The 24,887-nt window shown below is 72.9% G+C and carries 18 protein-coding genes; 9 read left to right on the top strand and 9 right to left on the bottom strand.

Going from position 1 to position 24,887, the window contains the following annotated elements; genetic code table 11:
• Positions 1-10: 10 nt before the first annotated feature.
• The 4 genes from ACN27C_RS11360 to ACN27C_RS11345 are packed head-to-tail and all read left to right on the top strand — an operon-like array spanning position 11 to position 4,695.
• Positions 11-1,522, top strand: coding sequence for an alpha-N-arabinofuranosidase (locus ACN27C_RS11360; protein ID WP_350817078.1), 1,512 nt, complete (start codon positions 11-13; stop codon positions 1,520-1,522).
• Positions 1,523-1,559: 37 nt separating this feature from the next.
• Positions 1,560-2,891 (top strand): ABC transporter substrate-binding protein, encoded by a 1,332-nt coding sequence (locus ACN27C_RS11355; protein ID WP_120572987.1) that lies wholly within the window; start codon positions 1,560-1,562, stop codon positions 2,889-2,891.
• A gap of 6 nt (positions 2,892-2,897) precedes the next feature.
• A complete protein-coding gene (locus ACN27C_RS11350; protein WP_120572986.1) occupies positions 2,898-3,860 on the top strand; it encodes a carbohydrate ABC transporter permease in 963 nt (320 codons plus the stop codon).
• A gap of 10 nt (positions 3,861-3,870) precedes the next feature.
• Positions 3,871-4,695, top strand: a complete 825-nt coding sequence (locus ACN27C_RS11345; protein ID WP_350817077.1) for a carbohydrate ABC transporter permease — start codon at positions 3,871-3,873, stop codon at positions 4,693-4,695.
• Between the two features lie 68 nt (positions 4,696-4,763).
• Here ACN27C_RS11345 and ACN27C_RS11340 read toward each other — a convergent pair whose 3' ends face one another.
• Positions 4,764-6,257, bottom strand: a complete 1,494-nt coding sequence (locus tag ACN27C_RS11340; protein ID WP_120572985.1) for an amino acid permease — start codon at positions 6,255-6,257, stop codon at positions 4,764-4,766.
• Positions 6,258-6,529: 272 nt separating this feature from the next.
• Here ACN27C_RS11340 and ACN27C_RS11335 point away from each other — a divergent pair, with 272 nt between their 5' ends.
• Positions 6,530-8,194 carry a glycoside hydrolase family 10 protein gene (locus ACN27C_RS11335; RefSeq protein ID WP_422751118.1) on the top strand — a complete coding sequence of 555 codons (1,665 nt, stop codon included), beginning with the start codon at positions 6,530-6,532 and terminating at the stop codon, positions 8,192-8,194.
• 160 nt (positions 8,195-8,354) lie between these two features.
• Entirely contained in the window at positions 8,355-8,897 is a 543-nt protein-coding gene (locus ACN27C_RS11330) for a phospholipase (protein WP_422751117.1), read from the top strand.
• Positions 8,898-8,942: 45 nt separating this feature from the next.
• Here the strand turns inward: ACN27C_RS11330 and ACN27C_RS11325 are convergent, their stop codons facing one another.
• Both ACN27C_RS11325 and ACN27C_RS11320 read right to left on the bottom strand, forming a co-directional pair.
• Positions 8,943-11,759, bottom strand: coding sequence for an ATP-binding protein (locus tag ACN27C_RS11325; RefSeq protein WP_121686088.1), 2,817 nt, complete (start codon positions 11,757-11,759; stop codon positions 8,943-8,945).
• A gap of 155 nt (positions 11,760-11,914) precedes the next feature.
• Positions 11,915-12,130 carry an FmdB family zinc ribbon protein gene (locus tag ACN27C_RS11320; protein ID WP_013288739.1) on the bottom strand — a complete coding sequence of 72 codons (216 nt, stop codon included), beginning with the start codon at positions 12,128-12,130 and terminating at the stop codon, positions 11,915-11,917.
• A gap of 38 nt (positions 12,131-12,168) precedes the next feature.
• On the opposite strand from ACN27C_RS11320, the gene ACN27C_RS11315 reads away from it, so the two are divergent.
• The 3 genes from ACN27C_RS11315 (at position 12,169) to ACN27C_RS11305 (ending at position 17,919) form a co-directional block, all read left to right on the top strand.
• On the top strand, positions 12,169-13,470 hold the full coding sequence (locus tag ACN27C_RS11315; protein WP_422751116.1) for a murein transglycosylase: 1,302 nt from the start codon (positions 12,169-12,171) through the stop codon (positions 13,468-13,470).
• A gap of 67 nt (positions 13,471-13,537) precedes the next feature.
• Positions 13,538-14,554: a GNAT family N-acetyltransferase gene (locus ACN27C_RS11310; protein ID WP_120572980.1), complete on the top strand. Its 1,017-nt coding sequence runs from the start codon at positions 13,538-13,540 to the stop codon at positions 14,552-14,554.
• A 92-nt stretch (positions 14,555-14,646) separates the two neighbouring features.
• Entirely contained in the window at positions 14,647-17,919 is a 3,273-nt protein-coding gene (locus ACN27C_RS11305) for a lamin tail domain-containing protein (RefSeq protein WP_422751115.1), read from the top strand.
• 32 nt (positions 17,920-17,951) lie between these two features.
• On the opposite strand, the gene ACN27C_RS11300 is transcribed toward ACN27C_RS11305, so the two are convergent.
• The 6 genes from ACN27C_RS11300 to ACN27C_RS11275 form a co-directional block, all read right to left on the bottom strand.
• Positions 17,952-18,584 (bottom strand): helix-turn-helix domain-containing protein, encoded by a 633-nt coding sequence (locus ACN27C_RS11300; protein ID WP_422751114.1) that lies wholly within the window; start codon positions 18,582-18,584, stop codon positions 17,952-17,954.
• 454 nt (positions 18,585-19,038) lie between these two features.
• Positions 19,039-20,022 carry a porphobilinogen synthase gene (hemB, locus tag ACN27C_RS11295; protein ID WP_422751113.1) on the bottom strand — a complete coding sequence of 328 codons (984 nt, stop codon included), beginning with the start codon at positions 20,020-20,022 and terminating at the stop codon, positions 19,039-19,041.
• 13 nt (positions 20,023-20,035) lie between these two features.
• The gene (locus tag ACN27C_RS11290; RefSeq protein WP_091426652.1) at positions 20,036-21,616 is read right to left on the bottom strand and encodes a uroporphyrinogen-III synthase; all 1,581 of its coding nucleotides are present in this window, start codon (positions 21,614-21,616) and stop codon (positions 20,036-20,038) included.
• Positions 21,613-22,599, bottom strand: a complete 987-nt coding sequence (gene hemC / locus ACN27C_RS11285; protein WP_422751112.1) for a hydroxymethylbilane synthase — start codon at positions 22,597-22,599, stop codon at positions 21,613-21,615. The genes ACN27C_RS11290 and hemC overlap by 4 nt, the downstream gene beginning before the upstream one ends.
• A complete protein-coding gene (locus ACN27C_RS11280; RefSeq protein ID WP_422751111.1) occupies positions 22,596-23,969 on the bottom strand; it encodes a glutamyl-tRNA reductase in 1,374 nt (457 codons plus the stop codon). The genes hemC and ACN27C_RS11280 overlap by 4 nt, the downstream gene beginning before the upstream one ends.
• The gene (locus ACN27C_RS11275) at positions 23,966-24,736 is read right to left on the bottom strand and encodes a redox-sensing transcriptional repressor Rex (RefSeq protein WP_422751110.1); all 771 of its coding nucleotides are present in this window, start codon (positions 24,734-24,736) and stop codon (positions 23,966-23,968) included. Before ACN27C_RS11275 ends, ACN27C_RS11280 begins: the two co-directional genes overlap by 4 nt.
• Positions 24,737-24,887: the final 151 nt, after the last annotated feature.

The following is a 24,887-nucleotide window of genomic DNA, read 5'->3' as shown; positions in this document are numbered from 1 at the left end:
GGTTGGCATCGTGCCGAACGCGCAGCTCACGATCGATCCGGCGTTCCGGATCGCGCCGGCGGACCGCCGGATCTTCGGTTCCTTCGTCGAGCACATGGGGCGCTGCGTCTACGGCGGGGTGTACGAACCGGGACATCCGAGCGCCGACCGGCGGGGTCTGCGGCGCGACGTGCTGGACCTGACCCGCGAGCTGGGCGTGTCGGTGGTCCGGTACCCGGGCGGCAACTTCGTCTCCAGCTACCGCTGGGAGGACGGCGTCGGCCCGGTCGGCGACCGGCCGCGCCGGCTCGACCTGGCCTGGAAGACGATCGAGACCAACGAGTTCGGGCTGGACGAGTTCATGACCTGGGCGGCGGAGGCCGGTATCGAGCCGATGATGGCCGTCAACCTCGGCACCCGCGGCGTCACCGAGGCGCTCGACCTGCTGGAGTACACCAACCACCCGGGCGGCACCCAACTGTCCGACCTGCGCCGCAAGCACGGCGCCGAGCAGCCGTACGGGGTGCGGCTGTGGTGCCTCGGCAACGAGATGGACGGGCCGTGGCAGGTCGGGCACAAGACCGCCGACGAGTACGGCCGCCTCGCCGCCGAGACCGCCCGCGCGATGAAGATGATCGACCCCTCGATCAGCCTGGTCGCCTGCGGCAGCTCCGGCCGGGGGATGCCCACGTTCGCCGCGTGGGAGGCGACAGTGCTGGAACACACCTACGAGCACGTCGACTTCATCTCCGCCCACACCTACTACGACCCCTCCGACGGTGACCGGGCCAGCCTGCTCGCCTCCGCCGTCGACATGGACGCCTTCATCAGCGAGGTCGTCGCCACCGCCGACCACGTGGGCGCCAAGCTGCGGCAGAAGCGCAAGCTGAAGATCTCGTTCGACGAGTGGAACGTCTGGTACCAGTCCCGCCTCCAGTCCGACCTGGACCGGCGCGGCTGGGTCGAGGCGCCCGCGCTGATCGAGGACGACTACACGGCCGTCGACGCGGTGGTGGTGGGCGACCTGCTGATCACCCTGCTCCGGCACGCCGACCGCATCGGCGTGGCCTGCCAGGCGCAGCTCGCCAACGTGATCGCCCCGATCCGTACCCGCAACGGCGGCCCGGCCTGGCGGCAGAGCATCTTCCACCCGTTCGCGCTGACCGCCCGGTACGCCCGCGGCACCGTGCTGCGGACCGAACCCACCGGCCCGGCCTACGAGACCCGGCGGTACGGCGACGTGCCCGCGCTGGACACCGTCGCCGTGCACGACGAGGAGACCGGCGGGCTGGCCGTCTTCGCGGTGAACCGCAGCTCGCAGGACGTCCCGCTCGACCTGGACCTGCGCGGCCTGCCCGGCCTGCGGGCCGAGGCGCACACCACGGTGGCGGCCGGAACCGACCCGGACGCCACGAACACCGAAGCGGCCCCGGAGCGGGTCACGCCCCGGGACCTCACCACTCCCACTGTCGACGGCGGCCGGGCCTCCGTGCTGCTGCCGGCCACCTCCTGGAACCTGCTGCGCTTCGTGCCGGCGCTGTGACCAGGCAATACTCCATCCCGTCCCCCAAGGAGTACCCATGATCCAGAACGAGATGAGCCGGCGGCGCCTGCTCGGCCTCGGCCTCGGGCTCGGCGCGGCGGCCACGCTGACCCTCAGCGGCTGCGGCGGCGGCAGCAGCTCCGACAGCTCCGGCGCGTCCGGCAACGGCGGCAAGGACTACACCGGCCCCAAGGTGGACCTGAAGCTGTGGAACGGCTTCACCGGCGGCGACGGCGAGATCTTCAAGGCGCTCGTCCAGCAGTTCAACGGCGAGCACCAGAACATCGCGGTCAGCGTGATCACCTACGAGTGGCAGGACTACTACAGCAAGCTCCCCGGCGCGGTCTCCAGCGGCAACGGCCCGGACATCGCGGTCATGCACATGGACCAGCTCGCCACGTTCGCCGCCCGCGGCACGATCAGCGAACTGGACGACGTGGCCAAGGCCCTGGAGCTGAGCGAGGGCGACTTCGCCCCGACGGTCTGGAAGGGCGGCCTCTACAACGACAAGCGGTACGGCATCCCGCTCGACATGCACCCGCTGGGCTTCTACTACAACAAGGCCGTCATGCAGAAGGCCGGCCTGGACCCGGAGAAGCCGCCGACGACCCGGGACGAGTACACCGCGGCGCTCACCGAGCTGAAGAAGTCCGGCGTGCAGGGCTTCTGGGTCAGCCCGTTCCAGTTCACCGGCGGCATGACCTTCTACAGCCTGCTGCACCAGTGGGGCGGCACGCTCTTCGACGCCGAGGTGGCGAAGGCGACGTTCAACTCCGACCCGGCGGTCGAGGCGTGCACCTGGCTGGTCGACATGATCAAGCAGGGCCACTCCCCGGCGAACGTCGGCCAGGACGCCGACTACCTGGCGTTCAAGAACGGCAAGAACGCCTTCACCTGGAACGGCATCTGGCAGATCAACGATCTGAAGAAGAGCCCGAACGTGCAGTGGGGCGTGGCGCCGCTGCCGCAGATCGGCAGCCAGAAGGCCGCCTGGGCGAACTCGCACAACTTCACCATCGTCAAGCAGCGCTCCGCGAACGCGAACAAGACCGCCGGGGCGAAGGTGTTCATCAACTGGCTGAGCCAGCACTCGCTCGACTGGGCCAAGGGCGGCCAGGTGCCGGCCCGCAAGGCGGTCCGCGAGAGCGGCGACTTCAAGGGCCTCACCGAGGTCAACGCGCTCGCCCCGGAGCTGGAGTACGCCGCCTTCCCGCCCGCCGCGCCGGGTCTGGGTGAGGTCATGCTGACGTTCTACAGCGCGTTCAACGAGGCGGCGCTGGGCAAGAAGTCGCCGAAGCAGGCGCTCGACGACGGCGTGGCCAAGGCGAACAAGCAGCTCGAGGACAACCGCAAGAAGTACGGGAACTGATCCGCCGTGGCGGACGTGATCGAGGCCGGGGCGGTGCGTGAGAACGCGCCGCCCCCGGCGGCGCCCACCCGCCGCCGGGGCGCGACGGAACGCGGCAACCGCGCAACCCCGTACCTCTTCCTCGCGCCGTACCTGATCCTGTTCGGCGTCTTCGGCCTGGCGCCGATCCTGTTCGGGCTCTGGATCAGCCTGCACCAGTGGGACCTGCAACTGCCCAACCGGCCGTTCGTCGGGCTCGGCAACTACCGGGACCTGTTCTCCAGCGAGTCGGCGATCTACGGGGACTGGTGGTCGAGCGTCCGGGCCACCGGGATCTTCACGCTGTTCTCCGTACCGCTGCTGGTGGTGATCCCGCTCGGGCTGGCGCTGCTGCTCAACCGCTCGTTCCCCGGCCGGACGTTCTTCCGGGCCGCCTTCTTCGCGCCGTACGTGCTGGGCGTGGCGGTGATCGGTCTGCTCTGGCGGTTCCTGCTGGACGCCAACCTGGGCCTGGTCAACCGGCTGCTCGGCGTGGCCGGGCTACCCTCGGACACCCCGTGGGTGACCGACGTGCCGTGGGCCTGGGTGTCGCTGGTCGGCGTGACCGTGTGGTGGACCTGCGGATTCAACGCGGTGATCTACCTGGCCGGCCTCCAGGACATCCCGGCCGAGCTGTACGAGGCGGCCAAGGTGGACGGCGCGGGCGCCTGGGACCGGTTCCGCCACGTCACGATCCCCGGGCTGCGCCCGGTGATGCTGTTCGTCTTCACCACCACGATCCTCGCCTCGGCGAACGTGTTCGGGCAGGCGTTCCTGATCACCCAGGGCGCGCCGGGCGAGCAGACCCGGACCGTGGTCTGGCGGATCGTCGACGAGGGGCTGCGGGACTACGACGCCGGCCGGGCCGCCGCGATGAGCGTGTTCTTCGCGCTGTTGCTGGCAGTGGTGAGCGTCGTCAACTTCCGGCTGTTCCGCTACCGGGAAGACTGAGGGCTACGACATGAGGAACATGCGCGCGGTGGCGCGGTACGGCGTCCTGCTGCTGATCACCGCGATCTTCGTGACCCCCCTGGTCTGGATGCTGCTGACCTCGGTGAAGACGTACGACGACGCGCAGCGGGTGCCGCCCGGCTGGCTGCCGGACCCGTTCTCCACCTACGGCTACGGGCAGATCGTCGACAACGCGGCGAACCCGGTGCTGCGCTGGTTCGTCAACAGCATGGCGGCGGCCACGCTGCACACGCTGCTGGTGCTGGTGACCGCGTCGATGGCCGCGTACGCGCTGGCCCGGATGCGGTTCCGCGGCCGCAAGGTGCTGTTCGCGCTGATCGTGGGCACGCTGTTCCTGCCGCCCACCTCGCTGATCATCCCGAACTTCATCATCGCCGAGCGGCTGAACTGGATCGACACGCTGACAGTGGTGATCGTGCCGGGCGCGGCCAGCGCGTTCGGGGTGTTCTTCCTGCGCCAGTTCTTCCTGTCCATCCCGGCCGAGCTGGAGGAGGCGGCGGTGCTGGACGGCGCGAACCACTGGCAGGTCTTCCGCCGGGTGCTGCTGCCGCTGTCGAAGCCGGCCCTGGCGACGCTGGCGGTGCTGTCGTTCCTGACCAACTGGAACGACTTCCTGTGGCCGGTGTACGTGCTGTTCAGCCCCGAACGGCTCACCCTGCCGGCGGGTCTGGGCCTGCTCCAGGGCGCGTACGTCACCGACTATCCGGTGATCATGGCGGGCGCGGTGCTGGCGAGCGTACCGGTGCTGATCCTGTTCGTGCTGGCCCAGCGGCACATCATCCAGGGCGTCTCCCGCAGCGGCCTGAAGGGGTGAGCGGATAGGGAACGGCCCCCTTCTCGACGCGCGCCGGCGTCGAGAAGGGGGCCCTTCAGGTGCCCGCCTCAGGGGGTGGGGGCGGGCTCGGGGGTGTCCGAGTGCTCGCGCCGGGCCAGCCGGTTCTTGCGGTGGCCGTACCCGAAGTAGATGACCGCGCCGATCAGCATCCAGGCGAGGAACCGCAGCCAGGTCTCCACCGACAGGTTCAGGCTCAGGTAGAGGCACGCCACGGCGGTGAGGATCGGCAGCACCGGCGAGAACGGCACCTTGAACGGCCGCTCCAGGTCGGGGCGGCGCTTGCGCAGGATCGGCACCGCGATGGCGACCAGCGTGAACGCGCAGAGCGCGCCGATGCTGACCAGGTCGGCGAGCGCCGACAGCGGCAGGAAACCGGCCAGCAGCGCCACCGCGATCGTCATGATCCCGGCGATCCGGTACGGGGTGCCCCAGCGCGGGTGCACCTTGGCGATGGCGGGCGGGATGAGCCCGTCCCGGGCGATGGCGAAGCCGATCCGGCCCATGGCCACCAGGTCGACCAGGATCACGCTGGTGAGCCCGGCGACGGCGGCGATGGAGACGAGCACCGCGGCCCAGCCCGCGCCGACGGCCCGGAACGCGGACGCGATCGGCGCGCCCTCGTCGATCTCGGTGTACTTGACCATGCCGACGACGACCAGCGAGACGCCGATGTAGAGCACCGTGGAGATCACGAGCGTGCCGAGAAGGCCCAGCGGCAGGTCCCGCTTGGGCTTGCGGGTCTCCTCACCCAGGTTCGCCACGGCCTCGAATCCGGTGTACGCGAAGAACACGACGGCGGCGGCGGTGAGCACCCCGACGAAGCCGAAGACGGAGGGTTCCAACCCGAAGAGCGCCTGGGTGACCGGTTGCTTGATGCCGTCGTCCCCGGCGCCGGCCGGCTCCGCGGACGGGATGAACGGGCTGAGGTTGGCCGCCTTGACGAAGAACAGCCCGGCGATGATGACGAAGGCACAGATCGCCACCTTGACCAGCACGAGCAGGTTGGTGACCCGGGCCGACTCGCGGATGCCGACGATGGCGACCACGCCGAGCACCAGCACGATGCCGATCGCGCCGAGGTTGACGACGCTGCCCTCCTCGGCGAACCAGGCGCTGGGCAGGCCGAACAGGTCGGCGAGGTAGCCGGACCAGCCGCGGGCCACCACCGCCGCGCCGAGCGCGAACTCCAGCAGCAGGTCCCAGCCGATGATCCAGGCGACGATCTCGCCCATCGTCGCGTACGCATACGTGTAGGCGCTGCCGGCGGTCGGCACGCTGCTGGCCAGTTCGGCGTAGCAGAGCGCGGCGAGCAGCGCGACCAGGCCGGCGATGCCGAACGAGATCACCACGCCCGGCCCGGCGCTGTTGCGCGCCTCGACGCCGGTGAGCGTGAAGATGCCGGTGCCGATCACGATGCCGATGCCGAAGCCCATCAGGTCGACCGCGCCGAGCCGGCGCCGCAGGCCCGGTTTGCCGTCCTCGCCGTCGGCGTCGCCCTGGGCGAGCACGTCCCGGATCGGCTTGGTACGCAGGACCGACATCTGATCACCTCCCCCGCCGTGTGGCCGCCACGGTGGCGGTCTGCGACCGGCAAGCTACCCAGCCGTTTTCCGCTCCAATCCCGCACCGCGTGTCTCGGAATCGTCACGATCCGGCCGATCGGACGACACGGGACATCGATCGGCCGTCAGGGTCTTGCGCCGGGCACGGATAGATGAAAGTTTTCTACCGGAGGTATGGGTAGCGCGGCGAATCTTGCCGCCACACCCCGCCGCCGACCGTCCCCCCGGACCCGACGAAGGGACCGCACCGCATGAAGGCAACTCGGCTCGGAGCCGCCGCGCTGGCCGCGGCGCTGCTCGGCACGCTGGTCGCCGGCACGCCGGCGCAGGCCGCCCCCGGCGACACCGGCACCGCCACTTCCCCCTCCACCGACTGCGTCACCGACCCGGCCACCCCCAAGCGCCAGTTCCGGGCCATGTGGATCGCCTCGGTGACGAACATCGACTGGCCCAGCAAGGACTCCTGGACCGCACCGGACCAGGTGGCCAAGCAGAAGGCCGAATACCTGGCCTGGCTCGACCTGGCCCAGAAGCTCAACCACAACGCCGTCGTGGTCCAGGTCCGCCCGACCGCCGACGCGTTCTGGCCCTCGCCGTACGAGCCCTGGTCGGAGTACCTGACCGGCGTACGCGGCAAGAACCCCGGCTGGGACCCGCTGGACTTCCTGGTCGCCGAGTCGCACAAGCGCAACCTGGAGTTCCACGCCTGGTTCAACCCGTACCGCGTGTCGATGCCCGCGCCCGGCGGCGCCGGCGCCGACCTGTCGCAGCTGGCCCCGGACAGCCCGGCCCGCCAGCACCCCGACTGGGTCTTCGCCTACCCGCCCGCCGGCGTCGCCGGCAGCCGGCTCTACTACAACCCCGGCGTCCCCGAGGTCCGCGAGTTCGTCCAGACCGCGATGATGGACGCGGTCAAGCGGTACGACATCGACGGCGTGCACTTCGACGACTACTTCTACCCGTACCCGAGCGGCACCCACCAGGTGCCCGACGACGCCACGTTCGCGGCGTACAACCGGGGCTTCACCGACAAGGCCGACTGGCGGCGGGACAACATCAACCTGCTGATCCAGGAGATGAACGCCAAGATCAAGGCGGTCAAGCCGTATGTGAAGTTCGGCGTCAGCCCGTTCGGCATCTGGCGCAACGCGTCGGCCGACCCGAACGGCTCGGACACCACCGGCTCGCAGTCGTACGACATCATCTCCGCCGACTCCCGCAAGTGGGTCAAGGAGGAGTGGATCGACTACATCGTGCCGCAGCTCTACTGGTACATCGGCCAGTACCCGGCGGCCGACTACGCCCGGCTGGTGCCGTGGTGGGCCGAGCAGGTGCGCGGCACGCGGGTGCAGCTCTACATCGGCCAGGCCGACTACAAGAGCGGTGACCCGGCGTACGGGTCGTTCTGGATGAACCCGCAGGAGCTGTCGAACCACCTGACGCTCAACCGGTCGTACCCGGAGGTGCTCGGCAACGTGCACTTCTCCGCGGTGCAGGTGCGGGCCAACCGGCTCGGCGCCACCGACATCTACGCCGCCGAGCACTACTCCCGCCCGGCGCTGGTGCCCACCATGACGCACCTGCCGCGCAAGCCGCTGCTGTTCCCGGTGGTCACCAAGGCCCAGCGCGAGGCGGACGGGGTACGCCTGAGCTGGCGTCAGCCGGCCGACGGCAAGGGCCCGCTCGGCACCGCCGCGTCGTACGCGATCTACCGGTTCGACGGGCACGGCCTGGCCGGGCGCTGCGACTTCGCCGACGCCTCGCACCTGGTCGGCACCGTTCGGGCCACCGACGGCGCCGTGCAGTCCTGGGTGGACGCCACGGCGGCCGACGGCGCCCGGTACACCTACTACGTGACCGCGCTGGACCGGCTGGCGAACGAGAGCCCGGCGAGCCCGCCGCGCTTCGTGCGCTGACCCCCACCGGATGCCCCCGGGCCGCCTCGCGCGACCCGGGGGCATTCGTCTGTTCAGGCGGATGTCAGCGAGCCGTTCTCCGGGGCATCGCCCCAGCTCACCCATTTGATCGACACTTGTCGACATCCGGAGATCCCGGCCACCACCCGCGGAGGTTCCCGTGTCCCGTCGCCTCGCCACCACCCTCGCCGCCGGCGCGCTCGCCCTGCTCACCCTGCTCGGTCTGGCCACACCGGCCGCCGCCGCGGTGAGCACCCAGCAGAAGCTGTCCGTCCTGACCAGCTGGACGCAGACCAGCGCGTCCAGCTACAACGCCTGGAACAGCGCCCGGCAGAACCGGGCGCCCTGGACCGAGTACGGCTTCGACTGGTCCACCGACTACTGCTCGTCCAGCCCGGACAACCCGATCGGGTTCAACTTCAAGCTCTCCTGCTACCGCCACGACTTCGGCTACCGCAACCACAAGGCGATGGGCGTCTTCTCGGCCGCCAAGTCCCGCCTGGACAGCGCCTTCTACGCCGACCTGAAGCGGGTCTGCGCCACGTACAACGCGGTGGTCCGGCCCGCCTGCTACAGCCTCGCCTGGACGTACTACCAGGCGGTGAGCGTCTTCGGCTCGGTCGCCGCCGTGTCGCAGGCCGACCTCGACCGCGCCGCCCGGATGAAGGCCGACGCCGAACGTCGCGCCGCCGCGCGCGCCTGACCCACCGCACGGGGAGTCCGCCGCCCGGCGGGCTCCCCGACGCGCTCAGCCGGCCGTGCTGCGTGGCTCGAACGCCGGCCAGGAACCCGGCGGCCGCACGCCGAACCGGGGCGAGTCGGCGGCCAGGTCCGGATGCTCGACGTGCAGCGCCAGCGCCGCCACTTCGTCCAGCCGCAGCCCCGACCCGGCGCCGTAGGCGGCGTCGAACGCCTCGTCGCCGAGCACCCGGCGCAGCTCCTTCTGCCGGGCCGACCAGTACGGGCCGTATATCCCCGGCGTGGCCCGCAGGTTCGCCCGGGTGGCCTGCGCCGCCCCGAACAGCCGGGCCGCGGAGAGCGCGTCCCCGGCGAGCGCGCAACGCACCGCTATCGCGTTGATCGTGTCGCAGGCCCGGCCCAGGTAGCCGTGGCTCATCCGGGACCGCAACGCCACCAGCAGATGCTCGTGCGCGGCGACCAGATCGCCCCGGGCCAGGGCCACCATGCCGAGCAGCATGTCCACCGATCGGCCGCCCCGCTCGGCCGGCCGGGCCGCCTCGACCGGGCGGGCCGCGGCGAGCAGGTCGGCCGCCTCGTCCAGCGCGCCCCGGCGCCAGAGCAGCTCGGCGAGGTTGTAGACGGCCAGCAGCGCGTCCCCCACCACGTCCTGCGCGAACGCCCAGTCGATCACCTCACGGCAGACCCGCTCCGCCTCGGCGAACTGCCCCATGTCGACCAGCGGCGCGGCGCGTCCGGCCAGCACCCGGGCTAGCAGCCCCCGGTCGCCGGACTGCCGGGCCGCCGCCTCGGCCCGCTGCGAGTACCGCAGCTCCTCGCCGAACTCGCCGTCCGCGCCCGCGTGCAGCGAGTGCATGTGGTACGCGGCGGCCAGCTCGGCGTCCGGCATCACCTCGCCGGTCTCGGCGAGCCGGCCGTAGAGCCGGAACAGCCAGAGCCGCCCCTCCCGGGCCAGCCCGCGCTCCCGCCACCACTGGTCCAGGTCGCCCGCCAGCGACAGCCCCGACCGGGCGCTGCCGCCGGTGGCGCACCAGCGCAACGCGGCCCGCAGCTCGTTCGCCAGCGGGTCGAGCGCGTACAGGGACAGCGTCACCGGGCGGCCGTCCGCTCCCAGGTGTGCCCGGTCCAGCGCGTGCCGGCACCAGGCGACGTGCCGGTCCCGGGCGCTCTGCTCCTCGCCCGCCTCGACCAGCCGCCGGGCCGCGTACGCGCGGATCGGGTCGAGCATCCGGTAGGTGCTGCCGGAGGCGTGCGGCTCGGCCAGCACCATCGACTTGTCCACCAGCACCGACAGCGGGTCGAGCGGGTCCTCGTCGAGCAGCCACTGCACCGTCGGCAGGTCCACCGGGCCGGCGAACACCGCCATCCAGCGCAGCAGCCGGGCCGAGCGCGCGCCCAGCGTCCGGTACGACCACGTCACGGTGGCCTGGATGGTCAGGTGCCGCTCGCTGGCCGAACGCTGCACCGCCCGGGTCGCCGGGGTGGGCGGGGCGGCGCCGGTCGCGGCGGCCACCAGGTCCACCGTGTCCTGCTGGTTGCCGCTCCAGCCCGCCTCCACCGGCGGCGGCTCCGCGGTCTCCCGGCCGGCGTCGAGCGTGCCCAGCATGTCGTCCAGCCGCTCGGCAAGTTGGCCGGCCGAGAGCACCCGCAGCCGGGCCGCGGCCAGCTCGATGGCCAGCGGCAACCCGTCCAGGCGGCGTACCACCCGGTGCAGGTCGGCCTGCTCGGCGGGCTCCGGCGCACGGCCGCCCCGGGCCACGGCGGTACGGTCCAGCAGCAGCGCCACCGCGTCGCTGCCCCCGCCGTCGGGCCCCTCGTCCACCGACAGCGGCGGGATCCGCCACACCACCTCGCCGGGTACGCCGAACGACTCCCGGCTGGTCGCCAGCACCCGCACGCCTCGGCCACCGGCCAGCAACCGGCTGATCACCTCGGCCGACGCGGCGGTCTGGGCGTCGCAGGTGTCGAGCAGCACGAGCATCCGGCGCGGCGCCGCGTACTCGACGAGGGTGTCGAGCATCGGCCGGCCCGGCTCGGGACGGAGGCCGAGCACGGCGGCGATCTCGAACGCCACCAGCCCCGGGTCGGTCACCGCGGCGATGTCGACGAACCAGACGCCGTCCGGGTAGTCCTCGACGATCCCGGAGGCCAGCTCCACCGCCAGCCGGGTCTTGCCGGCGCCGCCCGCGCCGAGCACCGTCACCAGGCGGTACGCCTCGACCAGCCGCCCCAGCTCGGCCCGCTCGGCCTGCCGGCCGACGAACGAGGTGACCTGGGTGGGCAGGTTGTGCGCTGTCGCGTCGGCGGTACGCGGACGCGGGAACCGCCGCTCCAGCCCGGGTGCGACGAGCTGGAACAACCGCTCCCGGTCGTCGAAGCCGCGCAGCCGGTGCAGCCCGAGGTCCAGCAGGGACACCCCGTCCGGCAGCGGGTCGGCGTGCTGGGCGGTGGCGGCCGAGCAGAGCACCTGCCCGCCGTGCGCCGCGGCGGCCACCCGGGCGGCCCGGTGCACCTCGGGGCTGGCGTACTCGCCGTCGCGGGGCTCGGCGTAGCCGGTGTGCAGCCCCATCCGCACCCGGGGGGTGGCGTCCGGGTTGGGCCAGTCGTGGCCGGCGAGCGCGCGCTGCGCGGTAAGGCAGGCGCGGACCGCGGCGGCGGCGTCCGGGAACGCGAGGAAGAACGAGTCGCCCTCGGTCAGCAGCTCCGCGCCGTCGGTGCCGGCCAGGGTGTCGCGCAGCAGCCGCCGGTGCTCGTGCAGGACCGGGCGGTAGACCGGGCCGAGCATCCGGGCCAGCCGCGTCGAACCCTCGATGTCGGTGAACACGAAGGTCACCCACCCGCTGGGGAGGTGGTGTCCTTGCGACATACGTCGAACCTCCGCCCGGTGACGTCGGGTTCATGCTGCCCTATGGTCGTGCCGTCACGCATCGTGAGAACGGCTGGGCAGATTCCGCCCCAAGGTGCCAAAAGATCACAGCGGCGGCAAGACCCCGATCGACCCGCGGGACGGGCGGCGGAAAGTCAGCAGCCGCAGGAGCCGCCGCAGCAACCGCCACCGCTGGGAATCCCACCGCTCGGAGCGGAGCCGCCCCGGCCGGTGACGGCCACCGTGGACAGCAGTTTCACCGTGTCGGCGTGGCCCTGCGGGCAGGTGGCCGGCCGTCCGGCCTCGGCCATCGGGCGGTTGACCTCGAAGGTGTCGCCGCAGGCGCGGCAACGGAACTCGTACCGGGGCATGTCCCAAGCGTACGGCCGGGCCTGACGTCGTCACCCGGATGGGTGATACTCGACGGGTGGTGGACGGCGAACGGCGAGCGACGGCCCGGCCCCTGCGACCCGCCGCGCCGCCGCCCGACGACGGCGCCCCGCCCGTCCCGCGTCCCCGGCGCGAGCGCGACGCGCTCCCCCCGAAGCCGCCCGCCGACCCGGCCCGCGATGCGGGTGCGGCTGCCGGCGCGGGCCCCGAGCCGGGTGAGAAGCCGCCGCCGGAGCCGGATGCCCGACACGACGCGGGCGCCGAGCCCGGCACGAAGCCGCAGCCCGAGCCAGGTGCGAAGCCGGACGGTGAGTCCGGGGCGAGCGGGCCCCAGCAGACTGACTCCGGCCCGGAGGCGAAGGCCGAGGCGGCGGCCGTCGGCGGGCGGCGTCGGCGGATGCCGTTCGCGCACGCCGTCCGGGCGCGCCCCAGGCAGCTCGCCGTCGGCGCGGCCCGGGCCACCCGCGCCTGGTCCCGGCGGCCCGGCGGGCGCACCACGCTGCCCGCGCTGTTCCTGCTCGCCCTGGTCGCCGCCGCCGCAACGGCCGGTGCGGTGATCGTGCCGGCGGCGGTCGGCCGGCCGGAACCGGTCGCCGACGCCACGCCGTCGCAGAGCGTGCCGCAGACCGCCGCGGCGCCCGCCACGCCCCCGCTGCCGGAGCTGACCGGCCTGCCCGGCACCGCCGCACCGACCGGCACACCGCTGCCCGGCGCGACCACCGCCCCGGTGCTGCCCGCCGGACGCCCCGCCGACGCGCTCGCCGGCTGGGCGCAGCGGGTCGGCGCGGTGACCGGCATCCCCGCGGTGGCGCTCCAGGCGTACGCCTACGCCGAGCTGGTGCTCGCCCAGACCAACCGCGCCTGCCAGTTGAGCTGGACCACGCTGGCCGCGATCGGGTACGTCGAGTCGCGTCACGGCGCGGCCAACGGCGCCACGCTGCAAGCCGACGGCCGGGCCCTGCCGGAGATCAAGGGGCAGCCGCTCGACGGGCAGGGTGGCCGGTCCCGCATCCTCGACACCGACCAGGGAACGCTCGACGGCGACCGGGTCCACGACCGGGCGCTCGGCCCGATGCAGTTCATCCCGACCACCTGGCAGGAGATCGGCGCGGACGCCGACGGCGACGGCGTGAAGAACCCGCACGACATCGACGACGCGGCGCTGGCCGCCGGGCTCTACCTGTGCAAGGGCGGCCGGAACATGACCATCCCGGGCGACTGGTGGGGCGCCATCCTCTCCTACAACGATGTGCGTCGGTACGCCCAGGACGTCTTCGACAAGGCCGACGAGTACGGCAGGCTCAGCCGCAACGTGAGGTGACGGCTCGCGTACATTCGCGGACTGAACCCTTCCCCCCGGCTGCCGTTGACGGCAAGCTAGACGGGTGATGGTGCGCGAGTGGGATCCCAGGACCGCGTCGTCCGCCGAGATCGCGTCCCTGCTGGACACGCTGAACGCGGTCCTGGCGGCCGATCTGCCGCAGGATCCGCCATGGCGGGAGAGCTCCATGCGGGAGTATCTGTCCGAGGTCATGCCCGGCGAGCGGCGGATCTCGTGGGTCGCGCAGGACGACGACGCCCCGGACGGCACGCCCGGTGCGATCCTCGGGCATGTGCACGTGCTGCTGCTCGGCGGAATCGGCGTGCTCGAGGTGCTGGTGCACCCGTCGATCCGGCGCAGCGGCATCGGCCGTGAGCTGGTGCGGGTGGCCGCCCGCCGGGTCTGGGACGAGGGCTTCCAGTCGATCGGCGTGGAGGTGGTCGGCGACACCCCGGCCGTGGGGTTCTACGAGTCGCTGGGCTTCACCCGCGACTACGTGGAGACCCGCAGCGTGCTCGACCTGCGCACGGTGGACTGGCCGGCGCTCACCGAGATGGCCGCCGAGGTCGGCGCGGGCTACCGCGTGGAGTTCTGGCCGGGTGGCCCGCCGGACGAGCTCATCGAGGCGTACGCGCGGGCCAAGGCCGAGGTGCGCGACTCCGACGACGTGGAGCTGCGGCCCAGCTCCTACGACCCGGACCGGCTGCGCGACAGCCTCGCCACGCTGCACCGGCGCGGCATGAAGCCGTACATCGTGCTGGCACTGCACGAGCAGACCGGCGAGGTGGCCGGGTTGACCGAGGTGGTGGTGCCGGCGCAGCACCCGACCCGGGCCGACCAGTACGACACGATCGTCGTCCACGACCACCGCGGCTACGGCATCGACCGGGCCATCAAGGCGCGGATGCTGCTGGAGCTTCGCTCGGCCGAGCCGGAGGTGGCCGAGGTGCAGACCTGGAACGCGCAGGACAACGAGTCGATGCTGAAGGTCAACGCCGAGCTGGGCTACCGCCCCGACCGCGACTGGTGCGAATACGGTGTGGACGTGGCCGAGCTGGTGCACCGGCTGGACAGTCACCGCTGAGCGTTCACCGGCCGGCCATCGAAGGGGCTGGACGGTGCACCCACCAGAGCCTTAACGTTCGTTAGTTCCTGTCCACCCATCGTGGAGGCCCCATGCGCCCGCGCCGCACCCTCGCCGCGCTCGCGACCACCGCCGCCGTCACCCTCACGGTGATCGCTGTCGCACCCACCGCGGCCAGCGCCGCGCCCACCGACCTGTTCATCTCCGAATACGTCGAGGGGTCGTCCAACAACAAGGCCGTCGAGCTGTACAACGGCACCGGTGCCCCGATCGACCTGGCGGCCGGCGGCTACCAGCTCCAGCTCTTCTTCAACGGTGCCACCACCTCGACGAACGTGGCCCTGACCGGGACCGTCGCGGCCGGTGACGTGTTCGTCCTCGCCGCCGCGGCGGCCGCGCCGGCGATCCTCGCCCAGGCCGACCAGACGTACTCCGGCTCGCTGTTCAACGGCGACGACGCGATCGTGCTGCGCAAGGGCGACGCGGTGGTCGACTCCCTCGGCCAGGTCGGCGTCGACCCGGGCAGCGAGTGGGGCAGCGGGCTCACCAGCACTGCGGACAACACGCTGCGCCGGCTGCCCTCGGTGACCGCCGGCGACACCGACCCGGCGGACGCGTTCGACCCGGCCGCGCAGTGGGCCGGCTTCGCCACCGACACGTTCGACGGGCTGGGCAGCCACACCGTCGGCGGAGGCGGCCCGGTCGACCAGCCGCCCACCCTGGCCTGCGGCGGGGCGCTGACGCTGTCGGCGGGCGCCACGGCGACCCGCGAGGTCACCGCGACCGACGCCGACGACACGGTCACCGACCTGGCGGTCACCTCGGTGGTGCCGGTGCCGGCGAACGGCTCGATCAGCCGTACCGCGTTCACCCCGGCGGCCGGGAACGGTGGCACGGCCACCGCGACGGTCACCGCCACCGGCCTGCCGGCCGGCAGCTACGCGGTCACCGTGACCTCCACCGACGCCGAGGGCGGCACCGCCACCTGCACGCTCACCGTGCAGGCCACCAGCGTGCTGTCGATCGGCGAGGTGCAGGGCCGCACCGCCGGCGACGAGGACGGCCGCACCGACCGGTCGCCGCTCGCACCGGCCAGCGGCAACGGCACCAGCTCCACGCTGTACGACGTGCGCGGCGTCATCACCGGCATGTCGCTGACCCGCAGCTCGGCCGGGGCCGTCCAGTGGGGCTTCTACCTCCAGAGCCGGCTCGGCACCGAGGACGGCGATCCGCTGACCTCCGACGGGCTGTTCGTCTTCATGGGCTCGTTCACCACGCTGATCGGCGGGTACGCCCCGACCGTCGGCGACGAGGTCGTGCTGCGCGGCCGGGTCTCCGAGTACTTCAACCAGACCCAGCTCTCCGGTGCCTCGCTGGTCCGCAAGCTGGACTCCGGCCTCGACGTGGACACCGCGGTCCGGGTCGACGACGCGGTCCCGCCGGCCGAGGCGGCCGCCGCCGACCTGTTCTGGGAGCGGCACGAGGGCGAGCGGATGCGGGTACGCGCCGGCAGCGGCGTCTCGGCGCCCCGGCACATCTACTCCTCCACCGCCGACTCCGAGATCTACGTGCTGGACCGCGAGGACCCGGTGATGAAGCGGTCCGACCCGTACGCCCGGCGGGTGTTCCGGGACGCGCACCCGCTCGACGACATCCCCGGCACGCTGTTCGACAACGGCAACAACCAGCGCATCCTGCTGGGTGCCGGCGGCGTGAAGGCGACCGCCGGTGACTCCCGGGCGCTGCTGCCCGAGGCGCGCACGTTCGACACGCTCACCGAGGACGCCTACGGCTCCGTCTCGTACGCGTTCAGCAAGTACAGCGTGCAGCCCGAGCAGCTCACCCTGACCGGCGGCGCCGACCCGGCCGCGAACCACCCGCCGCTGCCCGCCGACCGCGGCAGCGAGGTCGCGATCGCCACGTACAACGTGGAGAACCTGTACGACTACCGGGACGACCCGTTCGACGGCTGTGACTTCGCCGGCAACACCGGGTGCCCCGGGGTCAGCCCGCCGTTCGACTACGTGCCGGCGAGCCCCGAGGCGTACGCCGCCCGGCTGGCCGTGCAGGCCCGTCAGATCGTCGACTCGCTGCACAGCCCGGATCTGATCCTGGTGCAGGAGGCCGAGGACCAGGACATCTGCTCGGTGGTCGACGGCGCTCTGGCCTGCGGTGACACCAACAACGCCGACGGCGCGCCGGACACCGTGCAGGAGCTGGCGCTGACCATCGCGGCGAACGGCGGCCCGGCGTACGCCGCCGCGTACGACCGGACCGGCGCGGACGCCCGGGGCATCGCCTCGGCGTTCCTCTACCGGACCGACCGGCTCACGCTCGCCGAGGCGACCGCCGCGGACCCGCTGCTGGGCTCCGCCCCGACGGTCCAGTACCGCTCGGCGGCGCTGCCGTCCAACACCGACGTGCAGAACCCGAAGGCGTTCAACGCGGTGCTGCCGGCCGACGTGGACCGGTCGACCGGGGTGGACGGTAGCAACGTCTACACCCGCGCGGCGCAGGTGGCCCGGTTCACCGTGAAGGCCGGCCCTGGATCGACCGAGCGGTTCACGCTCTGGGCGGTCGCCAACCACTTCTCGTCCGGGCCGGACAGCCGGGTCGGGCAGCGCCGCGAGCAGGCCGCGTACGGGGCGGCGATCGTCCAGGCGGTCGAGACGAGCGACCCGAACGCCCGCGTGGTGTACGGCGGTGACCTGAACGTCTTCCCCCGCCCGGACGACCCGATCGCCACCGCCCAGAACCCGACCCCGTCGGACCAGCTCGCCCCGCTGTACGAGGCCGGGCTGCACAACCTCTGGGACGACCTGGTGGCGGACGCGCCCGCGTCGGCGTACTCGTACACCTTCAGCGGTCAGGCGCAGACGCTGGACAACCTCTTCGTCAACGACCCGATGCACGACGACCTGGTGCAGGTGCGGACGGCGCACATCAACGCCGACTACCCCACCGACGCGCCGGAGTTGGGCGACCGGGGCGCCAGCGACCACGACCCGCAGGTGGCCCGGTTCCGGTCGCGCGCCTCGCTGCGGGTCGCGGACACCTCGGTCGCCGAGGGCGACAAGGGCACCAGCGCGATGACGTTCACCGTCACCGTGTCCCGCCCGCTCTCCGAGCCGGCCCTGATCTGCGCGACCACGTACGGCACCACAGCTCAGGCCGGGTCGGACTACGACCCGTACGTGGGCTGCCGGGTGCTGGCCGCGGGCCGGACCTCGCTGACGTTCCCGGTCACCGTGCGCGGTGACCGCAAGCGCGAGGCGGACGAGAAGCTCACGCTGTACGTGGCGGGTGTGCCGGGCCTGCGGCTCGCCGACCCGTCCGGCGTCGGGACGATCCTGAACGACGACTGAGCGGCGTTCCGCGCGGCGGCCCGTCGATTCGCTCATGGGCGGATCGGCGGGCCGCCGCGGTATCCGCACCGCTGCGGGTCGGGCGGGGGCGGCACGCTCCGGTACTTGGCCACCCGCACCTCCCACTGGCTGCGGCGGCGCAGCCAGTCCCGGACCTCCCGATTGCGGTAGAAGGTCTCCGGCGGGCGGGCCAGCCCGTACCGGTCGGCCCACCACTCCCCGGGCTCCGGGTCGGTGACGATGTCGAGGTGGGACGGGTACCGCCGCTCCGCGCCGTCGCGCAGGTCGGCCCGGTCCCGCATCGGCTTGAGCACCCGGCCGGCCTCGTCGACGACCACGAGCCGGAAGCCGGCCGTGCCGACGATGCGGGACAGCATGGCCAGGCTCGGCGTCAGGCTGCCCGCCTCGATCCGCCCGATCGTGCTCGGATGCACCCGGGCGAACCGGGCCAGCTCACGTTGGCTGGTGTCGGCCCGGCGACGCACCGCCCGGACGATCCCCGGCGCCGGGAACGGCACGTCGAACGGCTCGGTGAGCAGTGCCGGCCCGCCGTCTGCCGCCGCCGCGGCGGTAGCCCCGGCCTCGGCGCCTGGATCGGCGGACACCGCGCGTGCGGTGCCGTTGGCGGGAGCGGCTTCCGGCCCGGTGTCGGCGATGTCTGTCACGCCGCCCACGGTCCCGCCGTCCGCCCTGGCCCGGCAACCCCGCGCCCGGCTCCTGTGGAAAACCTGGCAGACGGCGCCCAACCCGGCTCTGCGCCAGCCGCCGACACACACAGAGCGTGATCTTCACTCAGCGTTAGGTATCGCGCGGAAGCCGGCAGCCAAACGCGATCAACAAATAGGACGTAAGCGGATACAATCCCCGAGATCGCGGCGGCAGCAGGAACCACCTCGGCAGACTTTGCTCTGCAGCCATCGAGGCGGCACTCACGCTTCGTGACAGTTGCGCCCATGGCTGCAGAGCAAAGTGGGCCAGAGGTGAAGCAGCCCGCAGGCCGGAAGGTTGCGCTGAGTGACCGGCCTGGCTGTGGACAACCGTCGTCGGCTGCACGAACCAGCGCGAGGCGAGCCCGCTGGCGACGTGCCGGCAGCGCGAGCGACGTCGGGCGCGCGTCGGTCAGTAGCGCTCGCGCAGCAGCTGGGCGGCCTCGACGGCCCAGTAGGTGAGGATGATCTGGGCGCCGGCCCGGCGGATCGAGGTGAGCGTCTCCAGCATCACGCGCTCGCGGTCGATCCAGCCGTTCGCGGCGGCGGCCTCGACCATCGCGTACTCGCCGGAGACCTGGTAGGCGGCGACCGGGACGTTCACCGCGGCCCGGACCGCCGACACCACGTCGAGGTAGGGCAGCGCCGGCTTGACCATCACCATGTCGGCGCCCTCGGCCACGTCCAGCTCGACCTCGCGCAGCGACTCGCGCAGGTTCGCCGGGTCCTGCTGGTAGGTGCGCCGGTCCCCCTCCAGCGCCGACTCCACCGCGTCGCGGAACGGGCCGTAGAAGGCGGAGGCGTACTTCACGGCGTACGCGAGCACCGAGACGTCCTGGTGCCCGGCGGTGTCGAGCGCCTTGCGGACCACGCCGACCTGGCCGTCCATCATCCCGGACGGCCCGACCACGTGGACCCCGGCGGCGGCCTGGGCCACCGCCATGTCGGCGTACGCGGCGAGTGTGGCGTCGTTGTCGACCCCGCCGTCCGGGGTGAGCAGGCCGCAGTGCCCGTGCGAGGTGAACTCGTCCAGGCACAGGTCGCTCATCACCACAGTCGAGTCGCCGACCTCGGCGATCACGTCCCGGATCGCCGTGTTGAGCACGCCGGCCGGGTCGACGCCACCGGAGCCGGTCTCGTCCCGCGTCGCCGGCACCCCGAACAGCATGATCCCGCCGACCCCGGCCTGGACCGCCTCCGCGGCGGCCTTGCGCAGCGAGTCCCGGGAGTGCTGGAGCACCCCCGGGAGCGACGCGATGGCCCGCGGCTCGGTCAGCCCCTCCTTGACGAACATCGGCACGACCAGTTCGGCCGGGTCGACGCGGGTCTCGGAGACCAGCCGCCGCACGGCCGCGTTGCTACGCAGCCGGCGGGGCCGGATCTCGGGGTACGGCATGACGGGCCTCCTGTCAGCGGAACCGCAGGGCGGTCGGGCCCTGCACCTTCGAGCCCCGGCGCTGCTTCGCCGGCATGGCGGCGAGCTTCTCCCGCAGCTCGACGGCGTAGGCGGCGAGCGCCTCCACCAGGTCGGGGACCGAGGCGTGCGGCGGCTGCACGTCGACGCGCAGGCCGAACTCGGTCGCGGTCTCCGCCGTCTTGGGCCCGATCACTGCAACAACGGTCCGCGCGTGCGGCTTCCCGGCGATACCGACGAGGTTCCGCACCGTGGACGACGAGGTGAACAGCACCGCGTCGAACCCGCCCGACTTGATCGCGTCGCGGATCTCGGCGGGCGGCGGCGCCGCGCGCACGGTCCGGTACGCGGTCACGTCGTCGACCTCCCAGCCCCGCTCGGTCAGGCCGGCGGCCAAGGTCTCGGTGGCAATGTCGGCGCGCGGCAGCAGCACCCGGCCGACCGGGTCGAGGATCTCGTCGTGCGGCGAGAACTCGGCCAGCAGGCCCTCGGAGGACTGCTCCCCGGACGGGATCAGCTCGGGCTGGATGCCGAAGGCGCGGACCGCCTCGGCGGTGGCGTCACCGATGCAGGCGATCTTCACGCCGCCGAAGTGGCGGGCGTCGAGGCCGTGCTCGGCGAACTTCTCCCACACCGCCCGGACCGCGTTCACCGAGGTGAAGATGACCCAGGCGTACCGGCCGTCGACCAGGCCCTTGACCGCCCGCTCCATCTGCGCCGGGGTGCGCGGCGGCTCGACCGCGATGGTCGGCACCTCGCACGGGATCGCCCCGTAGGCGCGCAGCCGTGCGCTCATCACGCCCGCCTGCTCCTTGGTGCGGGGCACCAGCACCTTCCAGCCGTACAGCGGGCGGTTCTCCCACCAGCTCAGCTTGTCGCGGTCGGTGACGGCCGCGCCGACGGTGAGCACCACCCGGCCGGTGAAGCCGAGCGCCGCCGCGACGAACGAGTCCACGCTCGACGTGGTGGTGTACTGCGTCTCGCCGGTGCCGTCGCCGGTCACCCCGACCGCTGTGGTGCCGTCGACCCCGGCGGCCAGCAGGCCGTCCCGGACGGCGGCCAGGTCACCGGCGTCCACGGCGAGCGCCAGCGAACCCCGGCCCACGGCCGTGGCGAGCGCCTCGAAGTCCAGCGCGGTGACGTCCTCGACGTCGGCGGCGGTGCGTACGCCCGGCAGCGGGACACCCGCATAGGTGGCGACGCCCTCGGCCTGGCCGACGCCCGGCACCACCTCGAAGTGCGCGGCGGTACGCGCGACCGCCTGCACCTCCTTGACCACCGAGTCGTGGCCGAACGGGTCGCCGGCGACCAGGTGCACGGCGTTCTGCCCGGCCCGGGCCGCGGAGATCAGCACCTTCGCCACGTCCCCCGGCACGCCCTCGGCGGGGCTGAACTCGGCGTCGGGCCGGGCCTGGGCGCGGACGTGCGCCAGGAGCGACTCGGGTACGCCCCGGTCGTAGACCACCTGGTCGGCGTCGACCAGGGCGTCCAGCGCCCGGCGGGTCAGCAGGCCCGGGTCGCCGGGACCGGCCCCGACGAATGCGATCTGGCCTACGGGCTTACGGGTGCGGGTCATTCTGTGCTCCCAAGTTGCTGGGTCCCCGGGCCGGCCTGTGCGTCCTGGCCGAGGATCGAGTCGGCGCCGAGTTCGAGGAGTTCGGCGGCGAGTGCCTTGCCGATCTCCGCCGCGTCGGCGGGCGTTCCGGTGCGGGACAGCCGGAGGTCACGCGAACCGTCCGGGCTGATCACTGCACCGCGCAGGTAGATCTCCTGATTGACGTCGCCCTCGTCGGTGGGCTCGCCTTCGGCGAGGACGGCGTACGCGGCCACGGGTGCGCTGCATCCTGCCTCCAGGGTGGCCAGCAGCGCCCGTTCCGCGATGATCGCGGCACGGGACGGTGCGTGGTCGAGCAGCGCGAGCAGCTCGATCACGTCCTGGTCGTCGGCCCGGCACTCGACGGCCAGCGCACCCTGAGCGGGCGCGGGCAGCATGAGCATCGGGTCGAGCGTCTCGGTGATGACGTCGGCGCGGCCGATCCGGTTGAGCCCGGCGCGGGCCAGCACGACGGCGTCGAGGTCGGCGTCCGGGCCGAGCACCCGGCCGAGCCGGGTGTCGACGTTGCCCCGGATCGGGGTGACCTCCAACTGCATGCCCAGCGCGTGCAGCTGGGCGATCCGGCGCAGCGCGCCGGTGCCGACGCGGGCGCCGGGCGGCAGCTCGGCGAGCGTACGGCCGTTCGTGGCCACCAGCGCGTCACGCGGGTCCTGCCGCGGCGGTACGGCCGCGACGTGCAGGCCGGGCGCCGCCGCGGTGGGCAGGTCCTTGTACGAGTGGACGGCGAAGTCGATCTCGCCGGCGGTCAGCGCGTCGCGCAGCGCGGAGACGAACACACCGACGCCGAGCCGCTGCACCGGGGCGGTGGACCTGTCGCCGGCGGTCACCACCTCGACCAGCTCGACCGGTCGGCCGGTGGCCGCGGTGAGGGCCTCGGCGACGTGGCCGGACTGGGCCATCGCCAGGGCGCTGCCCCGGGTACCGAGGCGAAGGGGGGCGGTCATCGCGCACCTCCGGTGGGCGGGACGTCGGCGGCGTCGAACGACGACCGGCCGTCGGAGTCGGTGGCGACCACGTCGGGAACGGTGTCGACCGGGGACGTCTGCGGAACGTCCAGGTCGAACAGTTCGCGCAGCAGCGCCGCGTACTGGTCGCCGCCGGGCTCGGCGGCGAGCTGGCGGACCCGTACGGTCGGCTGGTGCAGCAGCCGCTGCACGACCCGGTGCACGGTGCGGGCGACCTCGGCGCGCTGGTCGTCGCTGAGGTCGGGCCGGCGCTGGCCGAGCCGGCGCAGCTCGGCGCTGACGACGTCCTCGGCCCGGCCACGCAGGGCGGCCACCGTCGGCGCGACGTCGGCGCCGCGCAGCCAGCTCAGGAACGCCTCGACCTCGCCGGCCACGATCCGGGCCACCTCGGCGGCGTCGGCCGCGGCCGGTCCGTCGGCGAGGACGGCGGCCATCCGGTCGATGTCGATCACCTCGACGCCGGGCAGCTCGGCGACGCCGGGCTCGACGTCGCGCGGGACGGCCAGGTCGAGCAGGACCAGCGGGCCGCGGCCGGCGTCCCGGCGGGCCAGCGCCCGGGTCACGACGTCACGGGTGAGCACCGGCTCGGTGGCGGCGGTGGCGGCGACCACGACGTCGACCTCGGCGAGCGCGGTGATCAGCTCGGCCATCGGCACGGCCGACGCGCCGTACGACTCGGCGAGCCGGACGGCACGGGCGGCGCCCCGGTTGGTCACGGTGAGCGGGCCGGCGCCCAGCCGGGACAGCGTGGCCACGCCCAGCGAGCCCATCGCGCCCGCGCCGACCACCATCGCGGGCCGACCGGCGAGGTCACCGTCGAGCAGCTCGGCGGCGAGGTCGAGGGCGGCGGTGACGACGCTCTGCCCGGCCCGGTCGATGTTGGTCTCGGCGTGCGCGCGCTTGCCGACCCGCAGCGCCTGCTGCATGAGCTCGTGCAGCAGCCGGCCGGCCGAGTCGGCGCCACCGGCGGAGTGGTAGGCGTCGCGGAGCTGGCCGAGGATCTGCGCCTCGCCCACCACCATCGAGTCGAGCCCGGCGGCCACCCGGAAGACGTGGTCCACGGCGGCGGCGTCGTAGTGCACGTAGAGGTGCGGCGCGAGCGCCGCCGGCTGGCAGCCGGCCTGGTCGGCCAGGACCGCGCAGATGTCGCCGAGTCCGCCGTGGAACCCGGAGACGGCGGCGTAGACCTCCACCCGGTTGCAGGTGGAGACCAGGACGGCCTCGGCGACGTACGGCTGGGCGATCAGGCGGTCCAGCGTGCGGGTGAGGTCGGCGGGCGGGACGGCCAGCTGTTCCAGGGTGGCGACCGGGGCGGTGCGGTAGGACGCGCCGACGACGAGCAGTTTCACGTGCCGATCGCCTCCTGGGTGTCGGTGGCCGCGAGTCCGCCGGGCAGGGCGGTGAGGGCGGACCCGCCGGTGGCGGGGAGCGCGGTCAGCGATGCCTTGCGGTGCTCGTGGAAGGACAGGATCTGCAGCTCGATGGCGAGGTCGACCTTGCGCACGTCGACCCCGTCCGGAACCGAGAGTACGCACGGCGCGAAGTTGAGGATGCTCGTCACGCCGACGGCGACCAACAGGTCGGCGACCGCCTGGGCGGCCGGGGCGGGGGTGGCGATGACGCCGATCGAGATCGACTCCTCGGCGACGATCTGCGGCAGCTCGTCGACGTGCCGTACGACCAGGCCGTTGATCTGTTCGCCGACGCGGGACCGGTCGGCGTCGAGCAGCGCGGCGATGCGGAATCCGCGGTTGGCGAAGCCGTCGTAGCCGGCCAGGGCGTGACCGAGATTACCCACGCCGACGAGCGCGACGGTCCGGCACTGGGTGAGCCCGAGCACCTCGGAGATCTGGTCGACCAGCAGCGCCACGTCGTAGCCGACGCCCCGAGTGCCGTACGAGCCGAGGTGGGACAGGTCCTTGCGGAGCTTCGCGGAGTTGACGCCGGCGGCGTTGGCCAGGCCCTCGCTGGACACCGTCTCGTGCCCGGCGTCGGCGAGCGCGTGCAGCGCACGCAGGTATTCCGGGAGCCGCGACACGGTCGCCTCGGGCAGGTCCGGAAGCGCCGGTACGGCACCGGTGCGACCGGGCGCGCCTGGTTGACGGTGCTGGCTCATGAGACTCCGTGCGGTGCGATCCTCGACCAGCGACGGGGGCCGGTCGTTTCGGGACTCCCGCTGGCGACCGAGATTGCCGGCTGTGCTAGCAGGGCGCGTCGGAACTACAGAGTAGGTGTTTGTGAAGGGGTGCACAAATCGCGATCTTGAA

The sequence above is a fragment of the Micromonospora sp. WMMD1219 genome, from assembly GCF_049315215.1.
Taxonomy (GTDB): domain Bacteria; phylum Actinomycetota; class Actinomycetes; order Mycobacteriales; family Micromonosporaceae; genus Micromonospora; species Micromonospora tulbaghiae.
Note: the sequence above shows the minus strand (reverse complement) of the source record. Positions and strands in the feature narration are given on the sequence as shown.